At 70.0% G+C, this 24537-nt stretch carries 24 protein-coding genes; 10 read left to right on the forward strand and 14 right to left on the reverse strand.

Annotation, left to right across the window (positions count from 1 at the left end; translation table 11 throughout):
• The first annotated feature begins 37 nt into the window (after window positions 1-37).
• Genes EIZ45_RS01640 through EIZ45_RS01650 form a run of 3 tightly spaced genes read left to right on the forward strand, consistent with a single transcriptional unit; the run spans window position 38 to window position 2180 of the window.
• Complete coding sequence (locus EIZ45_RS01640) at window positions 38-781, forward strand: SDR family NAD(P)-dependent oxidoreductase (protein WP_134661574.1); 744 nt, start codon at window positions 38-40, stop codon at window positions 779-781.
• Window positions 778-1893 carry a zinc-binding dehydrogenase gene (locus tag EIZ45_RS01645; protein ID WP_037805811.1) on the forward strand — a complete coding sequence of 372 codons (1116 nt, stop codon included), beginning with the start codon at window positions 778-780 and terminating at the stop codon, window positions 1891-1893. Before EIZ45_RS01640 ends, EIZ45_RS01645 begins: the two co-directional genes overlap by 4 nt.
• Window positions 1890-2180, forward strand: a complete 291-nt coding sequence (locus EIZ45_RS01650; RefSeq protein WP_199817145.1) for a cytochrome C oxidase subunit IV family protein — start codon at window positions 1890-1892, stop codon at window positions 2178-2180. The genes EIZ45_RS01645 and EIZ45_RS01650 overlap by 4 nt, the downstream gene beginning before the upstream one ends.
• 45 nt (window positions 2181-2225) lie before the next feature.
• On the opposite strand, the gene EIZ45_RS01655 is transcribed toward EIZ45_RS01650, so the two are convergent.
• Complete coding sequence (locus tag EIZ45_RS01655) at window positions 2226-3191, reverse strand: AraC family transcriptional regulator (protein ID WP_167756315.1); 966 nt, start codon at window positions 3189-3191, stop codon at window positions 2226-2228.
• A gap of 94 nt (window positions 3192-3285) precedes the next feature.
• On the reverse strand, window positions 3286-4116 hold the full coding sequence (locus EIZ45_RS01660) for an alpha/beta fold hydrolase (RefSeq protein ID WP_134661572.1): 831 nt from the start codon (window positions 4114-4116) through the stop codon (window positions 3286-3288).
• A 213-nt stretch (window positions 4117-4329) separates the two neighbouring features.
• Between EIZ45_RS01660 and EIZ45_RS01665 the strand changes: the two genes are divergently transcribed.
• The 7 genes from EIZ45_RS01665 (at window position 4330) to EIZ45_RS01695 (ending at window position 10178) form a co-directional block, all read left to right on the forward strand.
• Entirely contained in the window at window positions 4330-4671 is a 342-nt protein-coding gene (locus tag EIZ45_RS01665; protein ID WP_134661571.1) for a 2Fe-2S iron-sulfur cluster-binding protein, read from the forward strand.
• 15 nt (window positions 4672-4686) lie between these two features.
• Window positions 4687-5601 carry a catechol 2,3-dioxygenase gene (locus EIZ45_RS01670; RefSeq protein WP_134661570.1) on the forward strand — a complete coding sequence of 305 codons (915 nt, stop codon included), beginning with the start codon at window positions 4687-4689 and terminating at the stop codon, window positions 5599-5601.
• 13 nt (window positions 5602-5614) lie between these two features.
• Window positions 5615-6220, forward strand: a complete 606-nt coding sequence (locus tag EIZ45_RS01675; protein ID WP_205669766.1) for a flavin reductase family protein — start codon at window positions 5615-5617, stop codon at window positions 6218-6220.
• Between the two features lie 24 nt (window positions 6221-6244).
• On the forward strand, window positions 6245-7516 hold the full coding sequence (locus EIZ45_RS01680; protein WP_134661569.1) for an LLM class flavin-dependent oxidoreductase: 1272 nt from the start codon (window positions 6245-6247) through the stop codon (window positions 7514-7516).
• The gene (locus EIZ45_RS01685; protein ID WP_134661568.1) at window positions 7513-8316 is read left to right on the forward strand and encodes an alpha/beta fold hydrolase; all 804 of its coding nucleotides are present in this window, start codon (window positions 7513-7515) and stop codon (window positions 8314-8316) included. Before EIZ45_RS01680 ends, EIZ45_RS01685 begins: the two co-directional genes overlap by 4 nt.
• 216 nt (window positions 8317-8532) lie before the next feature.
• Window positions 8533-9843, forward strand: a complete 1311-nt coding sequence (locus EIZ45_RS01690; RefSeq protein WP_134661567.1) for an ammonium transporter — start codon at window positions 8533-8535, stop codon at window positions 9841-9843.
• Window positions 9840-10178 (forward strand): P-II family nitrogen regulator, encoded by a 339-nt coding sequence (locus tag EIZ45_RS01695; protein WP_037805822.1) that lies wholly within the window; start codon window positions 9840-9842, stop codon window positions 10176-10178. Before EIZ45_RS01690 ends, EIZ45_RS01695 begins: the two co-directional genes overlap by 4 nt.
• A 169-nt stretch (window positions 10179-10347) precedes the next feature.
• Here EIZ45_RS01695 and EIZ45_RS01700 read toward each other — a convergent pair whose 3' ends face one another.
• From EIZ45_RS01700 to EIZ45_RS01755, 12 genes are read right to left on the reverse strand one after another with little or no spacing between them, the layout of a single operon-like run.
• Window positions 10348-11556 (reverse strand): NAD(P)/FAD-dependent oxidoreductase, encoded by a 1209-nt coding sequence (locus EIZ45_RS01700; protein ID WP_134661566.1) that lies wholly within the window; start codon window positions 11554-11556, stop codon window positions 10348-10350.
• Entirely contained in the window at window positions 11553-11873 is a 321-nt protein-coding gene (locus EIZ45_RS01705; RefSeq protein WP_037805825.1) for a 2Fe-2S iron-sulfur cluster-binding protein, read from the reverse strand. The genes EIZ45_RS01700 and EIZ45_RS01705 overlap by 4 nt, the downstream gene beginning before the upstream one ends.
• A gap of 20 nt (window positions 11874-11893) precedes the next feature.
• Window positions 11894-12166, reverse strand: coding sequence for a hypothetical protein (locus EIZ45_RS01710; RefSeq protein ID WP_051728488.1), 273 nt, complete (start codon window positions 12164-12166; stop codon window positions 11894-11896).
• Complete coding sequence (locus EIZ45_RS01715) at window positions 12167-12766, reverse strand: aromatic-ring-hydroxylating dioxygenase subunit beta (protein ID WP_134661565.1); 600 nt, start codon at window positions 12764-12766, stop codon at window positions 12167-12169. It lies immediately after the preceding gene.
• Window positions 12763-14082 carry a Rieske 2Fe-2S domain-containing protein gene (locus tag EIZ45_RS01720; RefSeq protein ID WP_134661564.1) on the reverse strand — a complete coding sequence of 440 codons (1320 nt, stop codon included), beginning with the start codon at window positions 14080-14082 and terminating at the stop codon, window positions 12763-12765. The genes EIZ45_RS01715 and EIZ45_RS01720 overlap by 4 nt, the downstream gene beginning before the upstream one ends.
• A complete protein-coding gene (locus tag EIZ45_RS01725) occupies window positions 14079-15635 on the reverse strand; it encodes an NAD(P)/FAD-dependent oxidoreductase (protein ID WP_134661563.1) in 1557 nt (518 codons plus the stop codon). Before EIZ45_RS01725 ends, EIZ45_RS01720 begins: the two co-directional genes overlap by 4 nt.
• Window positions 15632-17125 carry a hypothetical protein gene (locus EIZ45_RS01730; protein WP_205669765.1) on the reverse strand — a complete coding sequence of 498 codons (1494 nt, stop codon included), beginning with the start codon at window positions 17123-17125 and terminating at the stop codon, window positions 15632-15634. The genes EIZ45_RS01725 and EIZ45_RS01730 overlap by 4 nt, the downstream gene beginning before the upstream one ends.
• Before the next feature lie 26 nt (window positions 17126-17151).
• Entirely contained in the window at window positions 17152-18639 is a 1488-nt protein-coding gene (locus EIZ45_RS01735; protein WP_134661562.1) for a glutamine synthetase family protein, read from the reverse strand.
• A 22-nt stretch (window positions 18640-18661) separates the two neighbouring features.
• Entirely contained in the window at window positions 18662-19450 is a 789-nt protein-coding gene (locus EIZ45_RS01740; RefSeq protein ID WP_134661561.1) for an SDR family oxidoreductase, read from the reverse strand.
• A complete protein-coding gene (locus EIZ45_RS01745) occupies window positions 19447-21585 on the reverse strand; it encodes a hydantoinase/oxoprolinase family protein (protein WP_134661560.1) in 2139 nt (712 codons plus the stop codon). Before EIZ45_RS01745 ends, EIZ45_RS01740 begins: the two co-directional genes overlap by 4 nt.
• Window positions 21585-23360, reverse strand: coding sequence for a hydantoinase B/oxoprolinase family protein (locus tag EIZ45_RS01750; protein ID WP_134661559.1), 1776 nt, complete (start codon window positions 23358-23360; stop codon window positions 21585-21587). The genes EIZ45_RS01745 and EIZ45_RS01750 overlap by 1 nt, the downstream gene beginning before the upstream one ends.
• On the reverse strand, window positions 23357-24532 hold the full coding sequence (locus EIZ45_RS01755; protein WP_134661558.1) for a Xaa-Pro peptidase family protein: 1176 nt from the start codon (window positions 24530-24532) through the stop codon (window positions 23357-23359). The genes EIZ45_RS01750 and EIZ45_RS01755 overlap by 4 nt, the downstream gene beginning before the upstream one ends.
• Window positions 24533-24537: the final 5 nt, after the last annotated feature.

Raw genomic sequence — 24537 nt, forward strand, 5'->3', positions numbered from 1 at the left:
ACCTGTCTCGAACACTCAAGGAAATCCAGGAGATCCGATGAAATCGCACCAGAATCGCGTTGCGGTCGTGACCGGAGCCGCGCGGGGAATCGGGCAGGCGGTCTGCCGCCAGCTCGCCGACCGGGGCGCGTCAGTGATCGCTGTCGACCTCGCCGAACCGGCCGAGACGCTGGACCAGCTGGCCGAATCCGGCCACAAAGCCCTCGGACTGGTCGCCGACGTGTCCGATCCGGACCGGACACGGGAGATCGGCGACGAAGTCCGGGAACGGTACGGACGCTGCGACATCCTCGTCAACAACGTCGGCATCTACCCGTTCGTCGACATCGGTGACCTGACCTACGAGACGTGGCGCAAGGTGCTGACGGTGAACCTGGATTCGCAGTTCCTGATGACCAAGGCCGTGCTGCCGTCGATGAAGGATGCGGGCTGGGGCCGGATCGTGAACCTCACCTCCAACTCGATCGGCCTGGTCGTGCCCGGGCTCTCCGCGTACATGGCCAGCAAAATGGGCGCGATCGGATTCACCCGGGCGCTGGCGAACGACGTCGCGGCCCACGGCATCACCGTCAACGCGGTCGGCCCGACCCTCACCCGGACCCCGGGAGTCGTGTCGGCCGTGTCGCCGGAACTGCAGGAGATCGTCTCGCAGGGGCAAGCCATCAAGAAGATCGGCGAAGCCGACGACGTCGTCGGCACGATCCTGTTCCTCACCAGCGAGGATCCGCACTTCGTCACCGGCCAGACGATCATGGCCGACGGCGGGCTGGTGCGGCTGTGACCGGGCAGGCACGCGCGAGCCGCGTCGCCGTCCTCACCGAGGGCGGCGGCCCGGTCGACAGCGGGCGGATCGAGGTGCCGCCGCCCGGACCCGGGCAGATCCTGGCGCGCACGCTGCTCGGCGGCGTCTGCGGCACGGACGTCCACCTGCGTCGCGGCGATTTCGGCCTCCCGTTTCCGGTCGTGCTCGGCCACGAAGGAACCGGCGTGGTCGAGGAACTGGGTGCCGGCGTAACTCACGACGCGGCGGGTGTCGAGCTGGTTCCCGGCGACGCGGTTTACTGGTGCCCGATACCGCCCTGTCACCGCTGCTACTACTGCACGGTCGAAAAAGACTTCTCCTCCTGCCCGCACGGTGCCTGGTTCCACCCCGCCGATCAGCCGGGCTGGGGCAGTTACGCGGACCTGGTCACCCTTCCGTCGGGGATGGCGGTGTACCGCATACCCGACGGCGCCTCGCCGGAGGCGGTCATCGCGCTCGGGTGTGCGTTGCCGGCGGTTCTGCAGGGGTTCGACCGGGCCGGGCTCCCCGGCGTCGTCGACAGTGTCGTCATCCAAGGGGCCGGTCCGATCGGCCTGTCCGCCGTGCTGGTAGCGCGGCAGCGCGGCGCGCGCACGATCGTGGTGATCGACCAGCACGAAAACCGCCTCGAGACCGCACGCGAACTCGGTGCCACCGCGACGATTCCGCTGTCGGTCGACGCGGAGCGCCGCCGGGAACGGGTGGCCGAACTGTGCGGTCCGCGCGGCCCGCGGCTGGTTGTCGAAGCCGCGGGGGTGCTGTCCGCGTTCGGCGAGGGCGTCGACCTCGCCGGGCACAACGGGTGCTATCTGCTGATCGGGCTGTGGTCAGGACACGGTGCCGCCTCGATCGACCCCACCGTCGTCGTGCACAAGAACCTTCGGATCGTGGGCTCGTGCTATGCCCAGCCCGAGCATTACTACCGGGCGATGAATCTGGCCGCGCGGCTCGAACGAACAATTCCGCTGGCGAGGATCATCACGCACCGGTTCGATGTCGCGGAAGCCGATGCCGCGCTGGACGCCGTCGAGCGCGGCGACGCGGTGAAGGCCGTGATCAGCCCGGGCGAAGCGAAGGAGCGCGAATCGTGACCCAGGCTGAGATCGGCGAACGAAGTTCGGCCGGCCGCAACAGGGTGTTCCTTGTCTGGCTGGGCCTGATCATCGTCACCTGTCTGTCGTTCTGGCTGGGCAGCGGCCACGGTTTCTCGTCGGCCACGGCGGCGAATATCGCGGTGGTCGCGGTCGCCTTCCTGAAGGTCCGCTGCATCGGGCTCTACTTCATGGAGCTGAAAGACGCGCCGCGGCGGCTGCGCGTCATTTTCGAGAGTTACTGTCTCGGGCTGTGCGCCGTGCTGATCGTCTTGTTGGCCGGCTAGTCCGGAACGCGTGGGCGGGACGCGAGTGTCCCGCCCACGCCCGGATCACGTGCGCAGGGTTTGCGACGGCAGCTGGCCGTAGCGTTCCCGATAGGCCGCGGCGAAGCGGGGCACATGCCCGAATCCCCAGCGGAAGGCGATGTCGGCGACCGAAAGACCGTCGCCGGAAACCGCCTCCCGCAGATCCTGATGCGCCCGGGACAGCCGTACTCGGCGGAGGTATTCCATCGGCGTGAGCCCGAGATGCTCGGCGAAGGCGGCCTGCAAGGACCGGACGCTGGTCCCGGCGACCTTGGCGAGGGCAGAGACGGTGTGCGCGGCGGCGGGGTCGGCGTCGATCACGTCGATGACGCGCGACAGGAGATGGGGCCGGGCCGGGCGGGCGGCGCCGCGGAGGAGGCGGTCGGAGAAGTTGTTGGGCTGGGCGGCGAGGAGCTGGCCGACGACGAGTTCTTCGAGCGGGCGCAGGACCAGGTCGGGGGCGTCGGAGTCGACGGCGTCGCGCAGCAGCATGACGGCGCGGAGCCAGTTGCGGCCGGGTCCGTCGGCGAGGTCGAACCCGATCGAGAAGTGCACGGCCTCGTCGGGCGGGCAGCCGAGCACGCCCTCGACGGTCCGCTCGACCACCTGCCTGCTCACTTTGACCGCGAGCTGGGCGCAGTCGGCGCTCCAGCGCATGCTCGATTCCTCGGTCGGGGTGAGCACGGCCGCCCGCCCCGGGCCGGATTCGATCTCGTCGGGTCCGCACTGCGAGAGGGTGTGGCCGCGGAGCGGGACGTTGATCTCGTAGTAGGAGTGCAGCCGGCCGGGGCGGACCACGACCTCGGTGCCGTGCCGGATGTCGGCGATGGTGAGGTCTTCGGTGCGCCGGGCCCGGAGCGCCGGGCCCGGAGCGCGACGTCGAGGTCCGCCCCGGGGCCGGCCACCTCGAGGGTGTGCGTGCTGAACACCTCGGAGATCTCCCGCTGGGCCTCGTCCCGGTCGGCGGTGCGCACGACGTCGGTGGCCCACCTCGGCGAAGTCCGGGGGAGCGGCCGGTTCGGTGTCGCGGTCATGGTGATCACCTGGCGCAGTCGTCGTTGTCCACGTGGTGACGGGGCGTGGTTCAGAGTGCCCCGGAGAGGAAGGCGTCCGCAAGCGCGGCGAAGGCGGCGGCGTGTTCGATCTGGACCCAGTGCCCGCAGCGGGCGAACACGTGCAGCTGGCTGTTCGGGATCAGATCGAGCAGCCGATAGCTGGTCGAGGGCGGGATGACCTGGTCGTCGCGGCCGTGCACGAGGAGCGTCTCGTGCGGGAGGACGGCGATGGCGTCTTCCGGGACAGCCATGGCCGCGACCTTGTCCTGGCGCGGGGCCGGGAACATGGCCGCGTACGCCTCGTGCACGCCCGGCCGGGTCGCGGCGCGGTAGCGGAGTTCGGCGAGTTCGTCGGTGGCGAACCGGGGGTCGTGGGCGAACACGTCGAGCAGGCGGCGCATGTTCTCCACCGACGGTTCGAAGCCCCAGACCGCCTCCAGCCCCGGGGTGATCGGGAAGTGCACGCCGACGCTGCCCATCAGCACGAGCCGGTCGACCCGGTCCGGATGCCGGGTGGCCAGCCGCAGCGCCAGCGAGCCGCCGAAGCTGTTGCCGACCACGGACACCCGGTCGAGGCCGAGCGCGTCGAGGAAGCCGACGAGGTGCTCCAGCCAGCTTTCGGCGTCGTAGACGGCGTCCTCGGGCCGTTCGGTGTAGCCGAAGCCGAGGATGTCCGGAGCGACGACCCGGTGCCGCTTCGCGAGTTCGGGCAGGACGAGCCGCCAATTCGCCGACGCGGACACGCCGGGGCCAGAGCCGTGGATCAGCAGCACCGGATCGCCGGAGCCTTGGTCGTGATAGTTCGTGGCGACGCCGTGCACGTCGACCCGCAGTCCGATCTCGGGTGATTCTTCGGTCATCGCGAACTCCTTTTTCCATTACGTCAGTGGCTGGCTGTTGCGAATCTGACACGCGCGAGAACTGCTGGGCAACGGCTTGCGTGCGGTAGTGCACAAATGCTTGCGCGAACTGGATGAGCCTCGCGCGCAACGGATCGAAATGGGCCCGGGAGCCCGCCTACAGTCCCTCGGACAGCGCGAACGAATCGACTCGACGACGAGGCGGGGTGTGCGATGAGCGATCAACCGGAAGTCTCCGGCGCGGTGCGGATCCTCCCCGCCGACGTGCGGCTGACTGTCCACAACGGAGAGTCGATCGTGGACGCGGTCCGCAGGCACGGCTACCGGACGCGCTATTGCTGCCGCCGGGGCGGATGCCGCGCCTGCAAGGCCGATCTGGTCGAGGGCCAGGTCCGCTATCCCGTCCCGGTCGCCGAATCCGCGCTCAGCGCGGAGGAGCGCGCCGCGGGCAAATGCCTTCCCTGCCGGGCACGGCCCGAGGGCGAGGTCGTCGTCCGGCTGTCCGAAAAGGACGCTTTGACGCGGGTCTTCGGAGCTTTCCGGCCCGCCAGCTGAAAACCGGGAGCGAACATGGGTGTGATCAGACTCGGGTACGTCCACGTGCGAGTCACCGATTTGCCGGGCTCGGCCGAGCACTACCGCGAGACGCTCGGCATGGACCAGGTCGCCGAGCAGGACGGGCGGCTCTACCTCAAGTCCTGGGACGAGCACGACCACCATTCGGTCGTTCTCGAGGAGGGCGGCGTCGGCCTGGTCAAACTGGGCTACAAGGTCGAGAAGTCCGGCGACCTCGACGAATTCGAGCGCCGCGCGGCGTCCTTCGGCGTGCGGGTCGAGCGGATGAGCAAGGGCGACAACGAAGGCGTCGGCGACGGCCTGCGGCTGACGCTGCCATCGGAACACACCCTCGAGCTGTACAGCGACGTCGAATATCTCGGCAACGCGACCGGGAACTGGAATCCCGATCCCTGGCCGCGTTCGGGACTGCGCGGCATCGGCGTGCCGCGTCTGGACCACACGCTGATCACCACCGAGGACCCGGCGCTGCTGGAACGGTTCTTCTCCGAGGTGCTCGGCTTCCGGGCGGCGGAACGGCTGGTCGGCGGCGCGGGCAACGACGAGCTGGTCGGCTCGTGGATGTTCTGCGGCGAACAGCCGCACGACATCGCGTTCGTGAAGGGGGAGCAGGGAAAACTCCACCACTTCGCCTACCACGTCGACGACTGGAACACCCTGCTGCGCGCGGGCGACCTCTTCTCGATGCACGACGTGCCCATCGACTTCGGCCCGGCGCGGCACGGCATCACCCGCGGCGAGACGATCTATTTCTTCGACCCGGCGGGCAACCGCAACGAGGTCTTCGCGGGCGGCTACCGCACCGGCCCGGATTTCCGCACGATCACCTGGACGATGGACAAGGCCGCGCAGGGCATCAACTACACCCACCGCGAACTCGACCCCGACTTCCTCAACGTCGTGACCTGACCGGAGAAACGACATGACCACTATGCACGCACCGGGCAACGCGAAACGGCTCCGCACGGTTCTGGGCGAGTTCTCGACCGGCGTCACCGTCGTCACCTATCGCGATGCCGACGGGCAACCGCGCGGCGCGACGATGAACTCGTTCACGTCGGTGTCGATGGATCCGCCGCTGGTCCTCGTGTCCGTGGCACGGCAGGCGCGGGCGTGCGAAGGCTTGACCGGCAACGAGTTCACGGTCAACATCCTCGCCGCCAACCAGCTCGACGTCGCCCTGCACTTCGCGGGAAAACCGCGGAACGGCGCGGTTTCCTGGCACGAACCGGAAACCGGCCCGCCGCGGCTGACCGGTGCGGCGGCGTGGCTGCAATGCCGGCCGTGGCGCACCTACGACGGCGGCGACCACGTGCTGGTGCTCGGTGAGGTCGCCTGCCACGACGCCCGCCGGCTCGAACCGTTGACGTTCCACCGCGGCGAATTCCGCCGCTCCGGCCTGAAACTGCCGCAGCTGCCGCGCACGGCGGCCTTCGCCGGGCGGCCCGCCTGCGCGTGGGTCGGCCGCGTGCACGAACTGCATGCCCTGTCCGACGCGGGGAACAGCGGCGAACCGCTCGACATCTGACCTTCGAACGAACTGGAGAACACCGTGAAAGTCACGTACTTCCAACAGGTTCCGTACCGGCACCTGGCCGAGGACTTCGAGCAGCGGTTCGAATCCGTCATCACGACGCCGTACCACGAAGTCACCGAACCGCAGCACGTCGCCGCCGCGTTCCGCGAAGCGATGGACGAACTGATGCACGCCGCCCGCGCGGGATTCGACGGCCTGGCCGTCACCGAGCACGGCCAAAGTTCCTACGACATGGCGCCGAACCCCGACATCATCGAGGCCGCCCTCGCCTACGCCACCGAGGCCGAGAACATCGAGACGGCGATCTACCCGGTCGGCCGGTCGCTGGGCAAGAGCCGGGAACCGCTGCGGGCGGCCGAGGAGCTGGCGATGCTCGACTGCATGTCGAACGGCCGCCTGGTCACCGGGTTCCCGGTCGGCCTCGCCTATGACGCCAACCTCAACAACGGCGTGCCGCCCGCGCAGACCCGGCAGCGGTTCGACGAAAACCTCGAACTGGTGCTGAAGGCGTGGACGCACCAGGGCGGCGCCTTCCCGTGGAACGGCAGGTTCGGGCAGTACCCCGGCGTCAACCTCTGGCCGCGGCCGCTGCAGCAGGCCCCGCACCCGCCGGTGTGGATCACCGGCATCGGCAACCCGCGCACCATGCAGATGACGCTCGAACGGGAATTCGGGTTCAACTACTTCGGCTGGTTCGGCCTGAAAGTCACCGGCCGCCGGATCTTCGACCGGTTCTGGGAAATCGCCGACCGGCTCGGCAAGGACGCCAACCCGTACCGCCTCGGCTTCATGCAGACCGTGTGCGTCGCCGACACCGACGCGAAGGCCGAAGCGCTGTATGCCAAGCACGCGGAGTACTTCTTCCGCAAAGGCATCGGCTCCATCCCGATGGAGCGGCTCGCGCTGCCCGGCGGCATCGACATCCGCGGCGTCGAAGCGATCATGCGCGACCCCGGCGACTTCGGCATCTACAGCAAGATGCGCACCGCCACCTTCGCCGAACTGGTCGACGCGGGCTCGGTGATCTGCGGTTCGCCGGACACCGTCGCCGAACAGCTGCTCGCCTACGCGCGGGAATACCGCATCGGCAACCTGCACGCGATGCTGCAGTTCGGCTCCATGCCGCACGAACTGGCGAAGGACAACATCGACCTGTTCGCCAGCGCGGTCATGCCGCGGTTGCAGCAGCTGTGGACCGAAGAGGGCTACCGGCACCGCTGGTGGCCCGAACGACTCGGCGGCACGCCGCTGGCCGATTCCGCCCGCCTGACAGGAGCCCTCGCATGACCAGCACCCTCGACCTCACCGAAAAGACCGTCGACGTCTGGGGCGGCGAGATCCAGCTCCGGGTCAAGGTAACGGGCCAGGGCCCCGGCCTGGTCTACCTGCACCCGGCCGCCGGGCTCGCGTGGGATCCGTTCCTGGAGCGCCTCGCCCAGGACTTCACCGTCTACGCCCCCGAATTCCCCGGCACCTCGCCCGCCGATCCGTACGCCGTCCACAAGGTCGACGATCTGTGGCAGCTCGTGCTCATATACGAGGAGGCGATCCGGAAACTGGAAATCGGCACGCCAGTCCTCATCGGACAGTCGTTCGGCGGGATGCTCGCGGCGGAACTGGCCGCCGCCTACCCCGACCGGTTCTCCCGGCTGGTCCTGCTCGATCCGATCGGCCTCTGGCGAGACGAGCATCCAGTCGCGAACTGGATCGCCGCCCCGCCCGCCGCGCTGCCGGAGCTGCTTTTCGCGGATCCCGAAGGCGACGCGGCGAAGGCGATGCTGACCCCGCCCGAAGACCCCGAGGAGGCGATCGCGGCGGGTGCGGGCCTGGTGTGGGCGCTGGGCTGCACCGGCAAGTTCGTCTGGCCGATCCCGGACAAAGGCCTCGAACGCCGCCTGCACCGGATCAGCGCGCCGACCCAGATCGTCTGGGGCGAGCAGGACAAGCTGATCCCGGCCGCCTACGCCGACGAGTTCGCCGCCCGGATCACCGGCAGCAAGGTCGCGATCGTCCCCGGCGCGGGACACATTCCGCAGGTCGAAGCCACCGACGCGACCTTCGCCTTGGTGGACGGATTCCTGCGCTGACCGGCCACGGGGTGGTGCGGGCCTCCGAGCCGGCACCATCCCGGATCCGTTTTATCCCGCAATGCGCACTAATTCCGTCTCCTCGCCGTCCTTTCGCTCCGATACGCCCGATTCGCCGGACCGCGGGTCGTTAGCGGAAGCACGACGGAAACATTCCGGTAACACCGCCCGGTTAACTTCCAGCGGCCGGGCGATGAGACGAGGAGTGTCTGAGGCGTGGTCGATACCGGAAGCACGGCGTGGTTGCTGGGTAGTGCGGCGCTGGTGATGCTGATGACGCCCGGCCTCGCGTTGTTCTACGGCGGGATGGTGCGTGCCCGGAGCGTGCTGAACGTGATGGCGATGACGTTCGTCTGTCTCGCCACCGTCGGCCTGATCTGGGTGTTCTACGGGTATTCGCTCGCGTTCGGACCTGATTGGTTCGGCGGGCTGCTCGGCACCCTGCGGCTGGCCGGGCTGCACGGGCTCGCGGAGCAGACGGTCGGGCCCGCTGGGAACCAGGTGCCGCTGTACGCGTTCGTGGCGTTCCAGATGATGTTCGCGGTCATCACGGTCGCGCTGCTGGCCGGCGCGATCGCCGAGCGGGCCCGGTTCTGGACGTGGACGGTGTTTTCCGTCGTCTGGACCACCCTTGTGTACATCCCGGTGGCGCACTGGGTTTTCGCTCCCGACGGCTGGATCGCGGCCAAGCTGCACGTGCTGGACTTCGCGGGCGGCACAGTGGTCGAGGTGAACTCCGGTGCGGCCGCGCTGGCGCTGGCGCTCGTGCTCGGCAGGCGGCACGGCTGGCCGAAGCAGGCCGTCCGGCCGCACAACCTCCCGTTCGTGATGTTCGGGGCCGGGTTGCTGTGGTTCGGCTGGTTCGGGTTCAACGCCGGGTCCGCGCTGGTCGCGAAGGGCTCGGCGGCGACGTCGTTCCTGAACACGACCGTCGCGGGGGCGGCCGCAGTGCTGGGCTGGCTGCTGGTCGAGCAGTTCCGCGACGGGAAGCCGACGACCCTCGGCGCCGCGTCCGGCGCGGTGGCCGGGCTGGTCGGGATCACGCCCGGCTGTGCTTACGTCGAACCGCTCGGCGCGGCCGCGATCGGGATCGTGGCCGGGGTCGTGTGCTCGTTCGCGGTGAGCCTCAAGTACAAGTTCGGCTTCGACGACTCCCTGGACGTGGTCGCGGTGCACGGGCTCGGCGGCTTCGCCGGGACATTGCTGATCGGTCTTTTCGCGACCGCAGGCGTGGCTCCCGGCGGCGTGAACGGCCTGTTCTACGGCGGCGGCCTCGACCAGCTGTGGCGCCAAGCGGTCGGAACTCTGGCGGTACTAGGGTATTCGCTGGCAGTGACCCTCCTGCTCGGCTGGGTCATGCACAAGTTCATGGGATTCCGGATCGACCGCGAAGCCGAGATCGACGGCGTCGACGAGGCCGAGCACGCCGAAGGGGCGTACGAGCTGGCAGTCCAGTCCGGACGCCGGGGCAGCGCGCTCGCCGGCGGACCGGGATCGCACCGGCCCGCGCGCGAGGAGACCCGATGAAGCTGCTGACCGCCGTGGTCAAGCCGTTCGTGCTGGACGACGTCCGGATCGCCCTGCAGGAGCTGGGCATCGCCGGGATGACGGTGAGCGAGGTCCGCGGCTACGGCAGGCAGAAGGGCCACACCGAGATCTACCGGGGCGCGGAGTACGAGGTCGACTTCATCACCAAGTACCGGCTGGAGATCCTGCTCGACGACGACCAGGTCGACGCCGCGCTGCGGACCGTGCTGGACACCGCGCACACCGGCAAGATCGGCGACGGCAAGATCTGGGTGACCCCGGTGGAGACGGTCGTGCGCGTCCGCACCGGGGAGCGTGGCCGCGACGCGCTCTAGGCCTCCGCTACCAGGGTTTTCAGCGGCCGCGCCAGGTCCGCCGCGTTCTCCGGCGCAGTAGTACAGGACGGTCAGTCCGCCGCCTCGCACGGCGTACCGGCCGTGTCCGTCGGTGGCCCGGCAAAGCGGTCGTGCGTGTCCGCACCGGGGAGCGTGGCCGCGACGCGCTCTAGGCCTCCCTCACCAGGGTTTTCAACGGCCGTGCCGGGTCCGCGGCGTTCTCCGGCGCGATCGTCTTCCCGGCGGCCAGCGCGCGTTTCACCGCCATGAAGTCGCCCGGCCGGTTGACTGCGTCGGCCGCGATGAGCGACCCGGCGCGGTAGTACAGGACGGTCAGTCCGCCGTCGCCGCCTCGCACGACGTACCGGTCGTGTCCGTCGGAGACCCCGGCGATCTGGATCTTCAGGTCGCCCTGATCGGACCAGAACCACGGGACCGCGCGCGGCGGTGCGGGTCTTCCGGTGAGGGTCGCGGCGGCGGCCCGGGCCTGGTCGCCCGCGTTCTGCACCGATTCCAGCCCGAGCGACGCGCCCGGCCGGTGCGGATGAGGCTGGGCCGCGCAGTCGCCGAGCGCCACCACGGCGGGGTTGCTGGTGCGGCAGAAGGCGTCCACGAGCACGCCGCGGTCGCAGGCGAGACCGAGGCGCTGGGCCAGGCCGATTTCCGGAGCCGCGCCGACCCCGGCGATGATCGTGTCGGCGGTGACGAACTCCCCGTCCGCCAATCGCACGCCGTCCGGTTCGACCGCGGCCACACCGGAGCCGAGGACGAACTCGGCGCCCCAGCCGCGATGCGCGGCCAGCAGAAACTCCGACAGCGGTTCGGCGGCGACCCGGCTCAGCAGCCGCGGCTGTTGTTCGAGGACAACGACTTCAATGCCGCGTTTCCGGGCTACCGCGGCGATTTCGAGCCCGATGAAACCCGCGCCGATCAAGACGACCCGCTTGGCATGCTCCAGCGCGAGCCGAAGCCGGACCGCGTCGTCGCGGCTGCGCAGGACATGCACGTTAGAACCGGAAAACGGCAGCGTGCGAGCCCGCGCCCCGGTCGCCAAAGCGAGCCGGTCGAACGCGACGGTCGTCCCATCGGACAGCGAGGCGGTGCCCCGGCCGTCCGCGTCGAGAACCGCGTCCTCGACCCGCACACCGGTCCGGACGGTGATGTCCTGCTCCTGATAGAACTCGGGCGAACGCAGCGCGAGCGCGTCGTCCCCGGCGGTCCCGGACAGGAACGCCTTCGACAGCGGCGGCCGTTGGTACGGCGGATGCATTTCCTCCCCGACGAGCAGAATCGGCTCGGCGTAGCCGTTTTCTCGCAGCGCGGCGGCGAGCCGGACGCCCGCTTCACCGGCGCCGGCGACCAGCACCCCGGCGCTCATTGGACCGGGGCGACGGTCACGGCGAGCCCGTCGAGCTCGTCGCACATCGCGATCTGGCAGGAAAGCCTGCTGGTGGGCCGCCGTTCGCTGGCGGCGTCGTCGAGCATCTCGTCCTCGAAGCCCGCCGCCGCCCCGACGAGCGGCAGGTGCTCCTCGCCGACGTAGACGTGGCAGGTCGCGCAGGACAGCGCGCCGCCGCATTCGGCGACGATTCCCGGCACGCCGTGCTTGATCCCGGTTTCCATCACCGACGCCCCCGGGCGGGCGTCGACGGTCTGGGCGGTGCCGTCCGGGCGGGTGAACACGATCTTGGGCATCGGTGCTCCTGAAAGAAAAGTCAGGGTCGGGGGCGGGGTTCGAGCCGGGTCGACCACGGGTGCCAGTGGTCGACCCGCGCGAGCGCAGCCAGCAGTGTTTCGGCGCCGCCGCGGTCCACGGCGAGCCACGAGGCGTCGGGACTGACCCGGTACGGGCTGAAATCCCAGAAGGCCAGGTCCTTGACCTCCCGGACCACCCCGGCCGCGGCCGCCAGTTCGCGTTCCAGCCGGGCGACGCGCAGCCGGAGCAGCTCGTTCTCGTGGCGCAGCGCGGTTTCTCCTCGGGTGTCCATTCAGAACACCAGCGTCAGATTCTCGTGCAGCTGCTCGGAATCGAGCAGGTTGACCTGCTTGAGCCGGATCTGCCAGCCGGACTCGCCGGGTTCCAGGACGTGGCCGTACCAGCCCGCGTGGATCTTCGCGATCCCGGCGCGGAACTCGTGTACGGCGAAGTTCGAACGGATCATCCGGACGCCGGAACCGGGATCGGTGGTCGTCTCGACATTCGTGGTCAGGCGGCGGGTGCGCGAGGCGGGGATCTGGCTGAACGCGAGGCCGGTGCGCAGCCAGTAGACGCGGTCGGTCAGCCGCCTGCGGTCGTCGAAGGCGTGCGACACCTCGGCGAGCGGGTCGCCCGCGCCGGGGGTGACCGGGACCCAGTAAAGACAGTCGTCGGTGAACAGGTCGAGCCATTCGTTGAACCGGCCTTCGTCCAGCAGCCGGGCTTCGGCGGCGAGGAACGACTGCGCTTCGGCCAGTTCCGCGGCGCCGGCGGTCGGCCAGTCCTCGCGCAGTGCCGCCGATTCGCGGGCCAGGTCCGCGTAGAACTCGTCGTCGACGTGGTACGACCAGGCCGAGGTGTCCGCGTACTCGGCGGGGATCGGGCGCATCATCGGGTTTCCTCCTCCATCAGCGCGAGCCACGCCGGGTAGTAGCTGCGCATGTGCAGTTCGTCGGTCGCGGTGCTGGACACGACGCCGTCCGGGCCGACCTCCTGCCAGCCGTCGACGCCGAACCCGCGGTTCATGAGCACCCACTCCGCCTCCGCGGCGGCGAGGCCCCGCTGGACCTCCTCGAAATTCGCCTGGTCGTCGGGTTCGCCGAAGGCAGGGAAGTCCTCCTGGGTGCGCATCCGCATCGTGTTGACCACGGGCGGCACCCCGGACACCGCGGTGGCGTGCCAGGTCAGCTGCGTGTGGTCGACGGCGAGCGGTTCGACGACCTGGATCTGATTGCCGATGACGAGCAGGTTGGGGAAGATGCTCAGGTTGATCTGCGAGCCGACGCACAGGTCGAGCAGCCGGTCCGCGTCGGGCCCGTGCTCGGCGCGGATCCGTTCCTCGAACGCCTCGCGGCCGGGCTGGGGCCGCTGGTTGGCCCAGAAGCTGCCCGGGCCGTCGTAGTTCGGCCGCTGGTCGATGACGCTGTGCCCGTTGCCCAGCATGTGCGTCCGCATCGGCCCGTCGTCCGGGGTGCGGCCGAAGTAGGCCATGTCCTTGCTTTCGCCGAGGCGGGACGCCATTTCGAGCAGCGACCGGTGGGAGAACGCGGGATGGTAGCCGTCGCCCGCGTTGTCGTAGGCGAGTTTCCAGTTGCCCCGGTAGCCCATCCGGTGGGCAGCGGCCCGGACGAGCACCTCGCCCGGAGAACGGTCGATCCAGTAGTCGAGCCACGTCGTCGCCGGTCCCAGCCAGTCGGCGACCGGGGGAGCGGCTTCGTTGAGCGTGCCGAAGACGAAGCCGCGGTACGACTCCACGCGCGGCACGACGTGCAGCCCGAACTCGGTTTTGTCGAACCCTGGTCCGTACCCCTGCGGCCACGGCGTGCCCACGAGCTCGCCGGTGTTGCGGAAAGTCCAGCCGTGGTAAGGGCATTGGAAGCTCTTGGCGACGCCCTGTTCCTCGCGGCAGATCGTCGCCGCGCGGTGGCTGCACCGGTTGAAGACCGCGTGCAGCTTCCCGGCGCGGTCGCGGGTGACCAGGACCGGGCGGAGTCCCATGCGGACCGACAGGAAGGAATGCGGTTCGGGCAGCTGGGATTCGTGCGCGAGATACACCCACGAGCGGCCGCCGAAGACCTTGGTCATCTCCTCGGCGAAGACGGCGGGATCGGTGTAGAGCGTGCGGTGGACCCGGTCGGGCCGGACGAGCGGGCCGAAGCGCGTCGCCGCCGATTCCGGGGCCAGGGCTGGTTCTTGCTGGAGAGTCATCCGTCGACCTTCTGCGTTCGGGGGTGCGCGGCACCCGGGGACACGGTGGGGCCCGACGCGCGGTGCCGGGCGAGCAGGCGCGCGCCCACCCGGGCGTATGCGGACGGGTTGAGCGGCCGGAGCCATTCGGCGAACCGCTCCCTGCGGCTGACGCCGATGCCGATGTCGCTGAGCAGCTCGTCGATGTTGTGCACGGAGAACGGGACGATGTTGGTCCCGCGCGCGTGCCTGCCTTCGGTCCGCCGCTCCATCCAGGCGAGCCGTTCGGCCACCTGCGCCCGGCGTTCCTCGACCGGCGGAAGATCGAGATTCCCGGTCAGATGCGCGGCGATCCACCAGGCGGCGATCTCCGCGCTGAGCGGGCTGAAGAACGACGAGTTGTAGCCGCAGAACGTCAGCGCGGGCACGTCGTGCGGCAGCACCTGCCGGTACAGCGCGAAGTTGCCCGCCTCGTCGGTGATCCGGCGCTGCACCTCGTCGCCGAGGAACGGGAGCGACTGCCGCCAGCCGGTGCCGCAGACCACGACGTCCGCGGGCAGGATCGTCCCGTCCGACAACTCCGCGACAGTCTGTCCACTTCGGACCGCGAGGCGCTGGATCGTGCGGTCGCGGTGCACGGCGATCCGGCCGTCGGCTACCGACTCGTAGAACGATTTCGTCGCGAGACTGACCGTGCTGCGCGCGATCCGTTCGAGCGGGCCCTCGGGGACCAGGCCGGTTTCGCGCAGCCGGAGCTGGCGGGTGATGAGCGCCTGGACGCTCGCCAGCATCGCGTTGCGCAGCGGTCGTCCGGGCCCGTGCAGGAACCGCTCGAATCCGCGCGGACGCAGGTAGCGGAACAGTCCTTCGCCGAGCCGGGTCAGCAGCAGGTACTTGTAGTTGACGACCCCGCCGAGCTTGCGCGGGATCTTCCACAGCAGTTCCCGGGCGACTACCGAGGTGGACGCCGCAACCCCGCTGAACACCGCGGCCGCGTCGCAGGCCGATTTCCCGTACCCGACGACCAGCGCGTGTTTCCCGGCGACCTGGTCGAGGTCGGCGACGTCGGAGACGCTGCAGATCCGCCCGCCGGCCGCGGTGAACTGCTCCGCGCCGGGGTAGTCCGGCACGAATGGGGTGCTGAAGATGCCGTTGGCGACCACCAGGTGGTCGACCGTGCAGGGCGGCAGGTCCTTGCCGGAGGCGATGTCCTTCAGCCGGAGCGTCCACTGTGGAACGGATTCGTCGAGTTCGGCGCGCGTGACCTGGGTGCTGAGCCGCAGCAGCGGTTTCAGATCGCGTTCCTCCACATAGGACTCCAGGTACTGCTGCACCTGTTCGCCGGTCGGCCATTCCGGGTAGTCGCGCGGCATCGGGAAATCCGAGAGCACGTAGCTGTCCTTGCCGTTCTGGGTGGTGAGACCGGGGTAGCGGCGGGTGCGGCTCCACACGCCGCCGACGTCCGGGCTGCTGTCGAAGACGGTCACGTCGAAGCCGAACTCGCGCAGCACCTTGGCGGAGCTGAGCCCGGCGAAGCCCGCGCCGATGATGCCGATCCGGTACGGCCTGGTCATGGGGTCACCTTTTCTGGTCGGGGGCCGTCGAGACGGGTCCAGCGGCCCGGCGGCAGCACGGTCAGCCGCAGCGCGGGGTAGAGGACGGCGGTGGTGGCGATGGCGACGAGGAAGCCGAGTCTCGTGACCCCGCTCAGCACGAGCGTTTCCGCCAGCGCGGAGGCGGCCAGAAGACTGAGCACGCCCGCCCAGTTGACCCGCTCGACCGCGCCGGGGCCGGCCGGGCGGCGACGCCGGACGACGAAGTAGTCGACGATCATCAGCGTGCACAGCGAGGTGGTCAGGATGCCCAGCGCGTCCAGCCAGGACGCGAGCACGTTGAGGATCCCGCCCGCGATCATCGCCAGCGCGGCGGCGTTCGCGACCACCAGCATGACCAGCCGGCCGGGGCTGCGCCCGGTCAGCCCGTCGACGAGATTCGTCAGCGACAGACTCGCCGAATACGCGTTGACGACCTGGGCTTTCGCTTGCGCCGCATACACCAGCGCGAACCCGACCGCCCCGGCGAGCACGACGAAGAACGCGCCGGGATTCGCCGAGACCATGCCCGCGACCTTCTCTTCGGCCGACGCGCCGGGCTGTGTTGCGGCGAGGGCCGGATCGCTGTTCAGCCGGATCCCGACCACCACGCTGCCCGCCTGCACGATCAGCGTGCCGAGGATCGGCACCAGGAGGTTCACCACGATCGAACCGCCGACGGCCATCACGCCGACGTCCTTGCTGGTGCGGGCGTACCGGGCGAAATCCGCGCCCAGCAGCGCGAGCGCACCCGCGATCCCGGCTAGCAACGCGAGCGCCGCCTGGACGCGGTCGGCCTGCCCGGCGAATCCCGGCACCCCGGGACCGGAGCCGAGGATGGCGCCGACCGAGCGTCCCGACGAGGACACTGCGATGCCGGCAACGACCACGAACAACACGGCCGAAACGGCGGTGAGAAGCCCGGAAGTCCGCTGTACCAGGGAAATCCCAAACGTCGGGAGCACGAGCCACAGCACGGTGAGCACCCCGAGGATCAGCACCGCGTTGCCGAGGCTCGGCGCCCAGCCGAAGAGGAACAGCGTGCCGTTGTACAGCATCGCGTTCTCCAAGGCCAGGAAGCTCACGATCATCACCGCGAAGATCAGCGAGGCAAGCACCGAACCGCGCGAACCGAGCCCGTAATACCGGGCGGTCAGCGTGCTGGAGGTCCCTTGCACGCGGCTGACGTGGCCGACCGCCCAGCCGAGCCCGCCGCCGAACAGGGCGGTGGCGGCTCCGACGGCGAGGCCCCAGCCCACCCCGGCGATGAGGGTCACGGCCGCGCCGACCGACAGCACGACGAGGGTGGACCCGGCCCCGGCGGTGTTCCACAGCAGGCCCCAGCCGCCGCGGCGGGCGGATTCGGGCACGCTTTCCAGCGCGTAGTCCTCGATCACGGCGCCGAGGCCGGTCTTCGGCGGTGCGGCGGCGGGGACAGTTCTTGGCGACGAATCGGGTGTGTCGACAGACATTGGCGACGCTCCAAACGATGGCGGGGTCAGAAGAGTTCGAAGTACTCGCGGTGCTCCCATTCGGTGACCTCGGCGGCGTACGCGGCCGGGTCGGGCTGCTCGTTGACGTGCGCCTCGTAGCGCTCGACCTCGCTGCGCTTCATGCGTACGAGGTAGTCGACGAAGCTGTCGCCGAACTCCGCGCGGAAGAACTCGCTGGCGTCCAGCTCGTCCAGCGCTGCCCGCAGGCTCGTCGGCAGCTGCGGCGCGTCCGAGGCGTAGGGGTCGTCGGACAGCGCTCCGGGGCTGCGTTTGCCGAGGATGCCGTCGAGTCCGGAAGCGGTTTGCGCGGCGAGATACAGGTACGGATTCGCCGACGGTTCGCCGACCCGGTTCTCGACGTGGGTCGCCGGGTCTCCGTGCCCGCCGATGACGCGCATCATCGCGGCGCGGTTGTCCAGCCCCCAGGTGCAACGGTCGGGCGCGAGGGAATGCGGGCGACGGCGCCGGTAGCCGTTGATCGACGGGGTGGTGAAGACCGACGCCGCGGCGGCGTGGGCGAGCGTGCCGCCGACGTAGTGCGTCCCGGTCTCGGACAGCGCCTCCGCTTCGGTGCCGGGCACCATCGCGTTGGCTCCGCTCACCGCGTCGACCAGCGAGGTGTGCAGATGCCAGCCGCTGGCGTAGAAGCCGGGGATAGCCGGGGTGCACATGAACGTCGCGTGGTGACCGTGCCGGCGCGCGACCTGCTTGACGACACTGCGGAACAACAGCACCGAATCGGCGACGGCCAGGCCCTGCTGGACGTCGAAGGTCGTCTCGACCTGGCTGGGCGCCCACTCGTCGTCGATCGAGCGCAACGGCAGTCCCAGCGCGGAGACTGCTTTGCGGATCGGCCGGAGCACGTCGTCGATCTCGTCGAGGTGCCCGTCGAGCAGGTAGTTGTAGCCGCGGGCGACGGGCGCCACCTTGGGCGGGTCGCCGGGCAGCCCGGGCGCGCCGAGCGAACCGGTTTCGAGCATCGGGTCGAGCACGCGGGTGAGGTACCACTCGAGTTCGATCCCGGCGACGAGCGAGAACCCGGCTTCGGCCAGTTTTTCCAGCTGCCGCCGGAGAATCGCGCGCGGAGCGAAGGGGAACGGCGACCCGTCGCGCAGGTACAGATCGCACACGACCCACGCGGTCTCCGGCACGTGCGGCAGGACGGCGAAGGTCTCCGGGTCCGGCACCATGGTCACGTTCGGGCTGCCGGAGAGTTCCGGGATGCCGAAGCCGCCGCCGGGGCTGAACGGGTTGAACACGATGGCGTTGGCGGTGTCGAAGAAGAACGGCGCCATGGTGATCTCCATGCCGTCGCGCAGCGCCGCCGCGTACGCCTTGACGGTCACGGACTTGCCGCGCGGGAGCCCGTGCTGGTCCGGCCACACGAGGCGGACCATTTCGACCCCGGCGGCCTCGATCTCGGCGAGGTTCTTCTCCGCGGCGGCGCGCTGTTCCGGGGTGTGCAGGCCGTGGCGGTCCACGAAAGTGCTCACTGGGTTTCTCCTTGTCGGCCGGTCACTCGGCCAGCTGGGGGATGAGGATTTCGCCGCGTTCGGGGCCGATCGCCGAATAGCCGCCGTCCACCGCGAGGTCGGCGCCGGTCACGAACGAGGCCGCGGGGGAGCAGAGGAAGAGCACCGCGGCGGCGATCTCGGCGGGGTCGCCGGCGCGCCCGAGCGGATGCAGGGGAGCGGCGACCCGGTCGGTCTTCTCCCGGTCTCCGCCGGACAGCCGGTCCATCACCGCGGACCAGGTCCAGCCCGGGCAGACGGAGTTGACGCGGATGCTGTCGGCGGCCAGGTCGAGCGCCATCGACCGGGTCAGCTGCGCGACCGCGGCCTTGCCCGCCGGGTAGAGCCAGCGTCCGGCTTGGGCGACGCGGCCCGAGATCGAGGTGAAGTTGACGACCGCGGGCCGGTCCGAGGCGGTGAGCAATGGCAGCAGCGTGGTGGTGACCAAAGCGGTGCCGATGACGTTCACGTCGAGGCTCTGTCGCCAGTCCGCTCGGGTGGACTTGCTGCCGTCGTCCACATAGGAACAAGCGAGGTTGACCAGCGCGTCGACCTTGCCCGGACCGGCCGCGAGCGCGTCGCGGACGCGGCCGAGCGCGGCGTCGTCGGTGATGTCGACGTGGTGGAACGTGACGGCTTCGCCCAGTTCACCGGCCAGCGCGGTTCCGCCAGGTTCGTCGATGTCGAGCACCACGACCTGCGCGCCCGCCTCGGCGAACGCGCGGACGATCGCCGCGCCGATGAGCGTCGCCCCGCCGGTGACGATGGCGGTCGTTCCCTCGAAGCCGGTCATCGCAGCACCAGGTCTTCGGCGAGGGACAGCCGGTCGGCCAGCTCGTGCGCGCGTTCGCGGAGATACAGCACGAACGAACCGCGCGGGTCGACCACGAGGTCGTATTCGTCCAGCACCACCAGGGAAGTGGTGCCGAGTTCGACCACGGCCGGTCCGGACAGCCGCGCACCCGGCGCCATCCGGTGGCCGTCCATGATCCGGGCGGGCACCATCGCGCGCCGTGCCGGCGACCAGATCTCCCGCTCGCCGATCTGCGGGTCCTCGGTCAGATCCGCGTCGAGCGCGCCGAGATCCAGCGGCGGACGGGGCGTCGCGCCGATCGCGGTCAACCGGACGTTGAGCACCTCGACCGGTTCGTCCTCCGCCCGGTAGCCGAACAGAATGTCGTGCTGGGCGTGGAAAAGCTCGGCCAGCTTCGTCCGGTCGGGCGCGTCCATGCCGTCGATGCCGACCGGCACGTTGATCTCGAACCACTGACCCGCGTACCGCATGTCCAGCGACGGCTCGAAGGTGACAGCGCTTTCGGGAATTCCTTCCCCGCGAAGGGTTTCGCGCCCCTCGGCGGCCATCGAAGCCCAGATCTCGCGCAGCCGGTCCAGGCTGAACTCGGCCAGCGAACCGGAAATGCTGCGCACGTAGTCGTGCTTGAAATCGCAGGCGAGCATCCCGGCCGCGCAGAAAATGGAGGACTGCCGCGGCGTCACGAGGACCGGGATCTCCAGTTCCGACGCGATCGCCGCGGCGTGGACCGGGCCCGCGCCCCCGGCGACCACGATCGGGAAGTCGCGCGGGTCGAGCCCCCGCCGCACCGTGATCGCCTGGACCCCGGCCGCCATGGTCACGTTCACCAGGTCGTAGACCCCGGCCGCAGCCGAGACGAAGTCGAGGCCCAGCGGCTTGGCCACGTCCCGTTCCAGCGCGGCCCGGGACGCCGCCGCGTCGAGCGGAATCCCGCCCGCCATGAACGAACTCGGGTCGATGTAGCCGAGCGCGACGTCGGCGTCGGTGACGGTCGCGCGGGTGCCTCCCCGGCCGTAGCAGGCAGGACCGGGGACGGCTCCGGCGCTTTCCGGCCCGACCCGCAGCATCCCGCCGTCGTCGACCCGCGCGATGCTGCCGCCGCCCGCGCCGATGGTGTGGATGTCGACCATCGGCAGCGCGATCCGCCAGCGGTCGATTGTGCCGTCGGTCATCACCAGCGGGCGGCCGTCGTTGACCACGGCGGCGTCGAAACTGGTGCCGCCCATGTCGACGGTCAGGCAGCGGTCCCAGCCGTGCGGGGCGACCTCGAACAGCCCGGCGGTCGGGCCGGAGGCGGGCCCGGACAGCAGGGACAGCGCGGCGCGGCGGGCGAGTTCGGCGGGGGTGGCGACGCCGCCGTTGGACTGCATCAGCAGGAGCAGGCCGCCGAACCCGGCTTCCTCCAGCGTTTCGGTCAGCCCGGCGAGATAGCGGCTGATGATCGGGCCCGCGTAGGAGTTCAGCACCGCCGTCGAGGTCCGGTCGTAGTAGCGGACCTGGGCCAGCAGCGCGCTCGACCGGGTCACGTAGATCCCGGGCAGTTCCTCGGCCAGGATCTCGGCGGCGGCGTCCTCGTGCTCCGGGCTCGCGTGCGAGTGCAGGAAGCTCACCGCGACCGCTTCGACGCCCGCGTCCCGGAACGTCTTCGCCGCGCGCCGCACGGCTTCCGGATCGAGCCCCGTCACCTCGGCGCCCGTGTGGTCGAGCCGCCCGGGCACGGGGAGCCGGAGGTGGCGCGGGACGAGCGGCACCGGAGCTTCGAGCCGGTTGTTGTACGCCTCCTCTCGGGTGCCGTCGCGCATCGGCAGCACGTCGCGGAATCCTTCGGTGGTCAGCAATCCGGTGGCGGCGCCGCGCCGGGTCAGCAGCGCGTTGGTGGTCACGGTCGTGCCGTGGACGATGGTGCCGACGCTGCCGAGCAGTTCCTCGACGGACTGCCCGCGCAGGTCCGCGATCTCCCGCAGCCCCTGCACGACCGCCCGCGAGGGATCGGACGGGACGGAACTCGTCTTGTGGGCGAGATGGCTGCCGTCCGGGTGGACCACGAGGAAGTCGGTGAAGGTGCCGCCGACGTCGATCCCGATCCGCAGCTCGCCGCTTCGTGCCGCGCTCATCAGTGAGTCCTTCCGTTCGAGTTCCGCAGGGCGGCCGTGGCCGCCTCGGCGACGGCCCAGCCGCCGTCCGGTCCGCCGGCCAGGACGACGCCGTAGTCGTCCCGCGCCCGTTCCGCGCTCAGCAAGCCGTCGCGCACCTCGCGGCAGACGGTCTCCGCCGGGCGCCGCCGCGGATCGCCGTATCCGGCCCCGCCGCCGCTCTCCGAGCGCACGACCGATCCCGCGGGCAGCGCGACCATTTCCTTGGAGCCCCACAGATGCGTGGTCCCGTCCGGGAACTCCACGACGATCCGGTTGCGCCCGGCGGGATGCCCGCCGAACAGGCCCGGCGCGGCTTCAGCCCCTTCGCATTCGACGTCGTCGCCGATCGTGACTCCGACCTCGGTTTCGCCGTAGCACCGCCAAGCCGAGCGGGTGCCGAGGCCGCCGCGCCATTCGCCCGCGCCCGCCGAATCCGGCAGATACTCGTGGTATTCCAGGAAATGCGGCGACGTGAGTTCGAACATCTCCGGGTCGGGCGCGCGCATCTGGCCCGCGGTGCCGGTGAAGCCGAACGCGTCCCAGCCGTCGGCCCCGCGCATCGCGCCCGGTCCGCTGCGCTGGAACACCGTCAGCGTTACGAACGGGCCGCCGCTGCGCGGGTCGACGCCGTTGAGCGCGGTGCAGATGAACTGGTTCCAGCCCGCGGTGACCCGGTCCGGCAACGCGTCCGCCAGCGCGGTCATGATCGCTTCGAGGACTTCGTCGCACATCTGGTTGCCGAAGATCGTCGCGGCCGGGAACCGCGGGTTCAGCAGCGAGCCTTCCCGGAAAACGGTGCTGAGCGGGGCGAACAGTCCCTGGTTCGTCGGGATGACGATGCCGCCCGCGGCGATCAGCATCAGGAACACGATCCGCACCGCGCCCTTCGCCGACGCGGGCGGCATGTTCGCGATGCCGGGGGACTGGTCGTCGGTGGCGCTGAAGTCGAAGGTGATCTCGTCGCCTTCGATCCGGACCTCGCACGCGATCCGGTACCGGGCGGAGGCGTCGACGCCGTCGGACACCATCCAGCTCTCGCCGTGGTAAACTCCGTCGGGCCAGCGGGCGATCTCGGCGCGCACCTGGCGTTCGGAGCTTTCGAGGACGTAGTCGAGATGCCGGTCGAAGGTGTCCCGCCCGTAGCGCTCCAGCACGTGCAGCAGCCGGCGCCGGCCGACCTGGCAGGCCCCGATCATGGACTGGATGTCCTGCATGACGAAGTCGATCCGGATGTTCGCGCCGACGAAGTCCCACACGTCCTTGCGGACCTTGCCGCCCGCGTGGATCTTGACCGGGGTGATCCGCAGGGCTTCCTGCCAGATCTCGCGCGCCTGCGGGTTGTATCCGCCCACGGTCATGCCGCCGATGTCGGCCATGTGGCCTTTCGCCGCGGCCCACGCGACGAGTTCGCCCTCGTGGAAGATCGGCAGGTACACGCCGGTGTCGGCGTTCTGGTTGCCGCCGGTGAAGACGTCGTTGTGCAGGATCACGTCGCCCTCGGCGAGGTCGTCGCCGAAGTAGTCGATGATGTACTCCAGCGGCGGCTGCGCGCCGAACGCGATGATCGCGGCGAACTCGGCCTGCGCGAGCGCCCGGCCCTTCGCGTCGAACAGCACGGTCACCAGGTCGCCGATCTCGTTGAAGATCGGGGACCGCGACGAGCGCATCAGCATCGTCGCCATTTCCTTGGCGATCGCGTCGACCCGGCGCTGCAGGACCGAGGCGAGGATGGGGTCTACTTCGGTGGTCGTCATTTCCGGCCTCCCGCGGCCAATCGGTAGAGCTGGACCGGGAACTCGGACAGCGTCCGGCAGCCCTGCTCGGTGACGATGTGCGTGTCGGCCATGTAGCCCATGGCCGAGGTTTCGGCTTCCCAGAGCATCGGGTGCAGCGCGAGCACCATGCCCGCGCCGAGCACCGGCACCGCGCCCGCGGAACTGTCGTCCTGGACGACGTCGAGGCCGACCCACGGCTCTTCGAGAACGTCGAGCCCGAGCCCGTGCCCGGACCAGTACGACGATTCGACGCCCTGTTCCTCGACCGCCCGGATGACGTTCTTCTGAACGTCCGAAGTGGCCACGCCCGGCCCGATCGAGGCGGCCGCGGCGGCCATCCCGGCGGCGACGGCGTCGGAAACCCGTTGCACCGCACCGGAAGGCGGCGCGAAAGTGACCATTCTGGACAGTTCGACCCAGTACCCGGCCGGTCCGACGACCTCGTAGGAGAAGGTGAACACGTCGTGTGCGCGCAGGATCCGGTCGCGCGGAGCGCCGAAGGTCGGGCACGGCCCGGACGGTTCGTCGTCGGCGTACATGGTGAGGAACAGCGGATCCTCGCCGCCCAGAAGTGCCGCCGTGGCATACATTTCCGCCGCCACCGCGCGCTCGGTGATGCCCGGGCGGGCGATCTCGAGAAGCCGCTCGAAGCAGCGATCGGTGATATAGGCCGATTCCTCGGCTCCGGCGAGTTCTTCCGCGCTCTTGACCGCGCGCACCCGCTCGAACATCGCGGACGCGTCGACCAGCTTCGCGCGCGGAAGTTCCGCGGCGAGGCGGAGGTACTCGCGGACCTTCATGATCTCGCCGAGCCCGACGATGCCGATCCGCCCGTTGCGCGGCCGGGATTTCAGGACCTCGACCAGTCCGTCGCCCAGCTCGTGCGGATACCGGTAGTCCGACACCCATGCCGACCGCGGCCGCCTGCCGCCGGACAGGTTCCGCGGCAGCACCATGACCGGTTCCTCGCCCGCGAAGACGACGCAGTACCCGTAGCGGTGGGCCAGGTTGTAGTCGGCCACGTACCGGAGAGTTCCTTTGTGGCCGCGGTAATCGCTGCCCGCGACCACCAGGACGTCGAGACCTTCCTCCGCCATCGCGGCGTGCAGCCGCTCCCAGCGCCGGTCGCGTTCCCGCAGTGAAGCACTCATCCGCC

It is taken from the genome of Amycolatopsis sp. CFH S0740, assembly GCF_004522315.1.
Classification (GTDB): Bacteria; Actinomycetota; Actinomycetes; order Mycobacteriales; family Pseudonocardiaceae; genus Amycolatopsis; species Amycolatopsis nivea.

Excerpts from the sequence above, each read along its gene's own strand:
- EIZ45_RS01665 (WP_134661571.1), top strand. The coding sequence starts at position 4,330 with ATGAGCGATCAACCGGAAGTCTCCGGCGCGGTGCGGATCCTCCCCGCC.
- EIZ45_RS01660 (WP_134661572.1), bottom strand. The coding sequence starts at position 4,116 with ATGACCGAAGAATCACCCGAGATCGGACTGCGGGTCGACGTGCACGGC.
- EIZ45_RS01670 (WP_134661570.1), top strand. The coding sequence starts at position 4,687 with ATGGGTGTGATCAGACTCGGGTACGTCCACGTGCGAGTCACCGATTTG.
- EIZ45_RS01745 (WP_134661560.1), bottom strand. The coding sequence starts at position 21,585 with ATGAGCGCGGCACGAAGCGGCGAGCTGCGGATCGGGATCGACGTCGGC.
- EIZ45_RS01640 (WP_134661574.1), top strand. The coding sequence starts at position 38 with ATGAAATCGCACCAGAATCGCGTTGCGGTCGTGACCGGAGCCGCGCGG.
- EIZ45_RS01715 (WP_134661565.1), bottom strand. The coding sequence starts at position 12,766 with ATGATGCGCCCGATCCCCGCCGAGTACGCGGACACCTCGGCCTGGTCG.
- EIZ45_RS01730 (WP_205669765.1), bottom strand. The coding sequence starts at position 17,125 with ATGTCTGTCGACACACCCGATTCGTCGCCAAGAACTGTCCCCGCCGCC.
- EIZ45_RS01750 (WP_134661559.1), bottom strand. The coding sequence starts at position 23,360 with ATGACGACCACCGAAGTAGACCCCATCCTCGCCTCGGTCCTGCAGCGC.
- EIZ45_RS01755 (WP_134661558.1), bottom strand. The coding sequence starts at position 24,532 with ATGAGTGCTTCACTGCGGGAACGCGACCGGCGCTGGGAGCGGCTGCAC.
- EIZ45_RS01685 (WP_134661568.1), top strand. The coding sequence starts at position 7,513 with ATGACCAGCACCCTCGACCTCACCGAAAAGACCGTCGACGTCTGGGGC.
- EIZ45_RS01725 (WP_134661563.1), bottom strand. The coding sequence starts at position 15,635 with ATGACCAGGCCGTACCGGATCGGCATCATCGGCGCGGGCTTCGCCGGG.
- EIZ45_RS01675 (WP_205669766.1), top strand. The coding sequence starts at position 5,615 with ATGACCACTATGCACGCACCGGGCAACGCGAAACGGCTCCGCACGGTT.
- EIZ45_RS01700 (WP_134661566.1), bottom strand. The coding sequence starts at position 11,556 with ATGAGCGCCGGGGTGCTGGTCGCCGGCGCCGGTGAAGCGGGCGTCCGG.
- EIZ45_RS01695 (WP_037805822.1), top strand. The coding sequence starts at position 9,840 with ATGAAGCTGCTGACCGCCGTGGTCAAGCCGTTCGTGCTGGACGACGTC.
- EIZ45_RS01710 (WP_051728488.1), bottom strand. The coding sequence starts at position 12,166 with ATGGACACCCGAGGAGAAACCGCGCTGCGCCACGAGAACGAGCTGCTC.
- EIZ45_RS01740 (WP_134661561.1), bottom strand. The coding sequence starts at position 19,450 with ATGACCGGCTTCGAGGGAACGACCGCCATCGTCACCGGCGGGGCGACG.
- EIZ45_RS01705 (WP_037805825.1), bottom strand. The coding sequence starts at position 11,873 with ATGCCCAAGATCGTGTTCACCCGCCCGGACGGCACCGCCCAGACCGTC.
- EIZ45_RS01720 (WP_134661564.1), bottom strand. The coding sequence starts at position 14,082 with ATGACTCTCCAGCAAGAACCAGCCCTGGCCCCGGAATCGGCGGCGACG.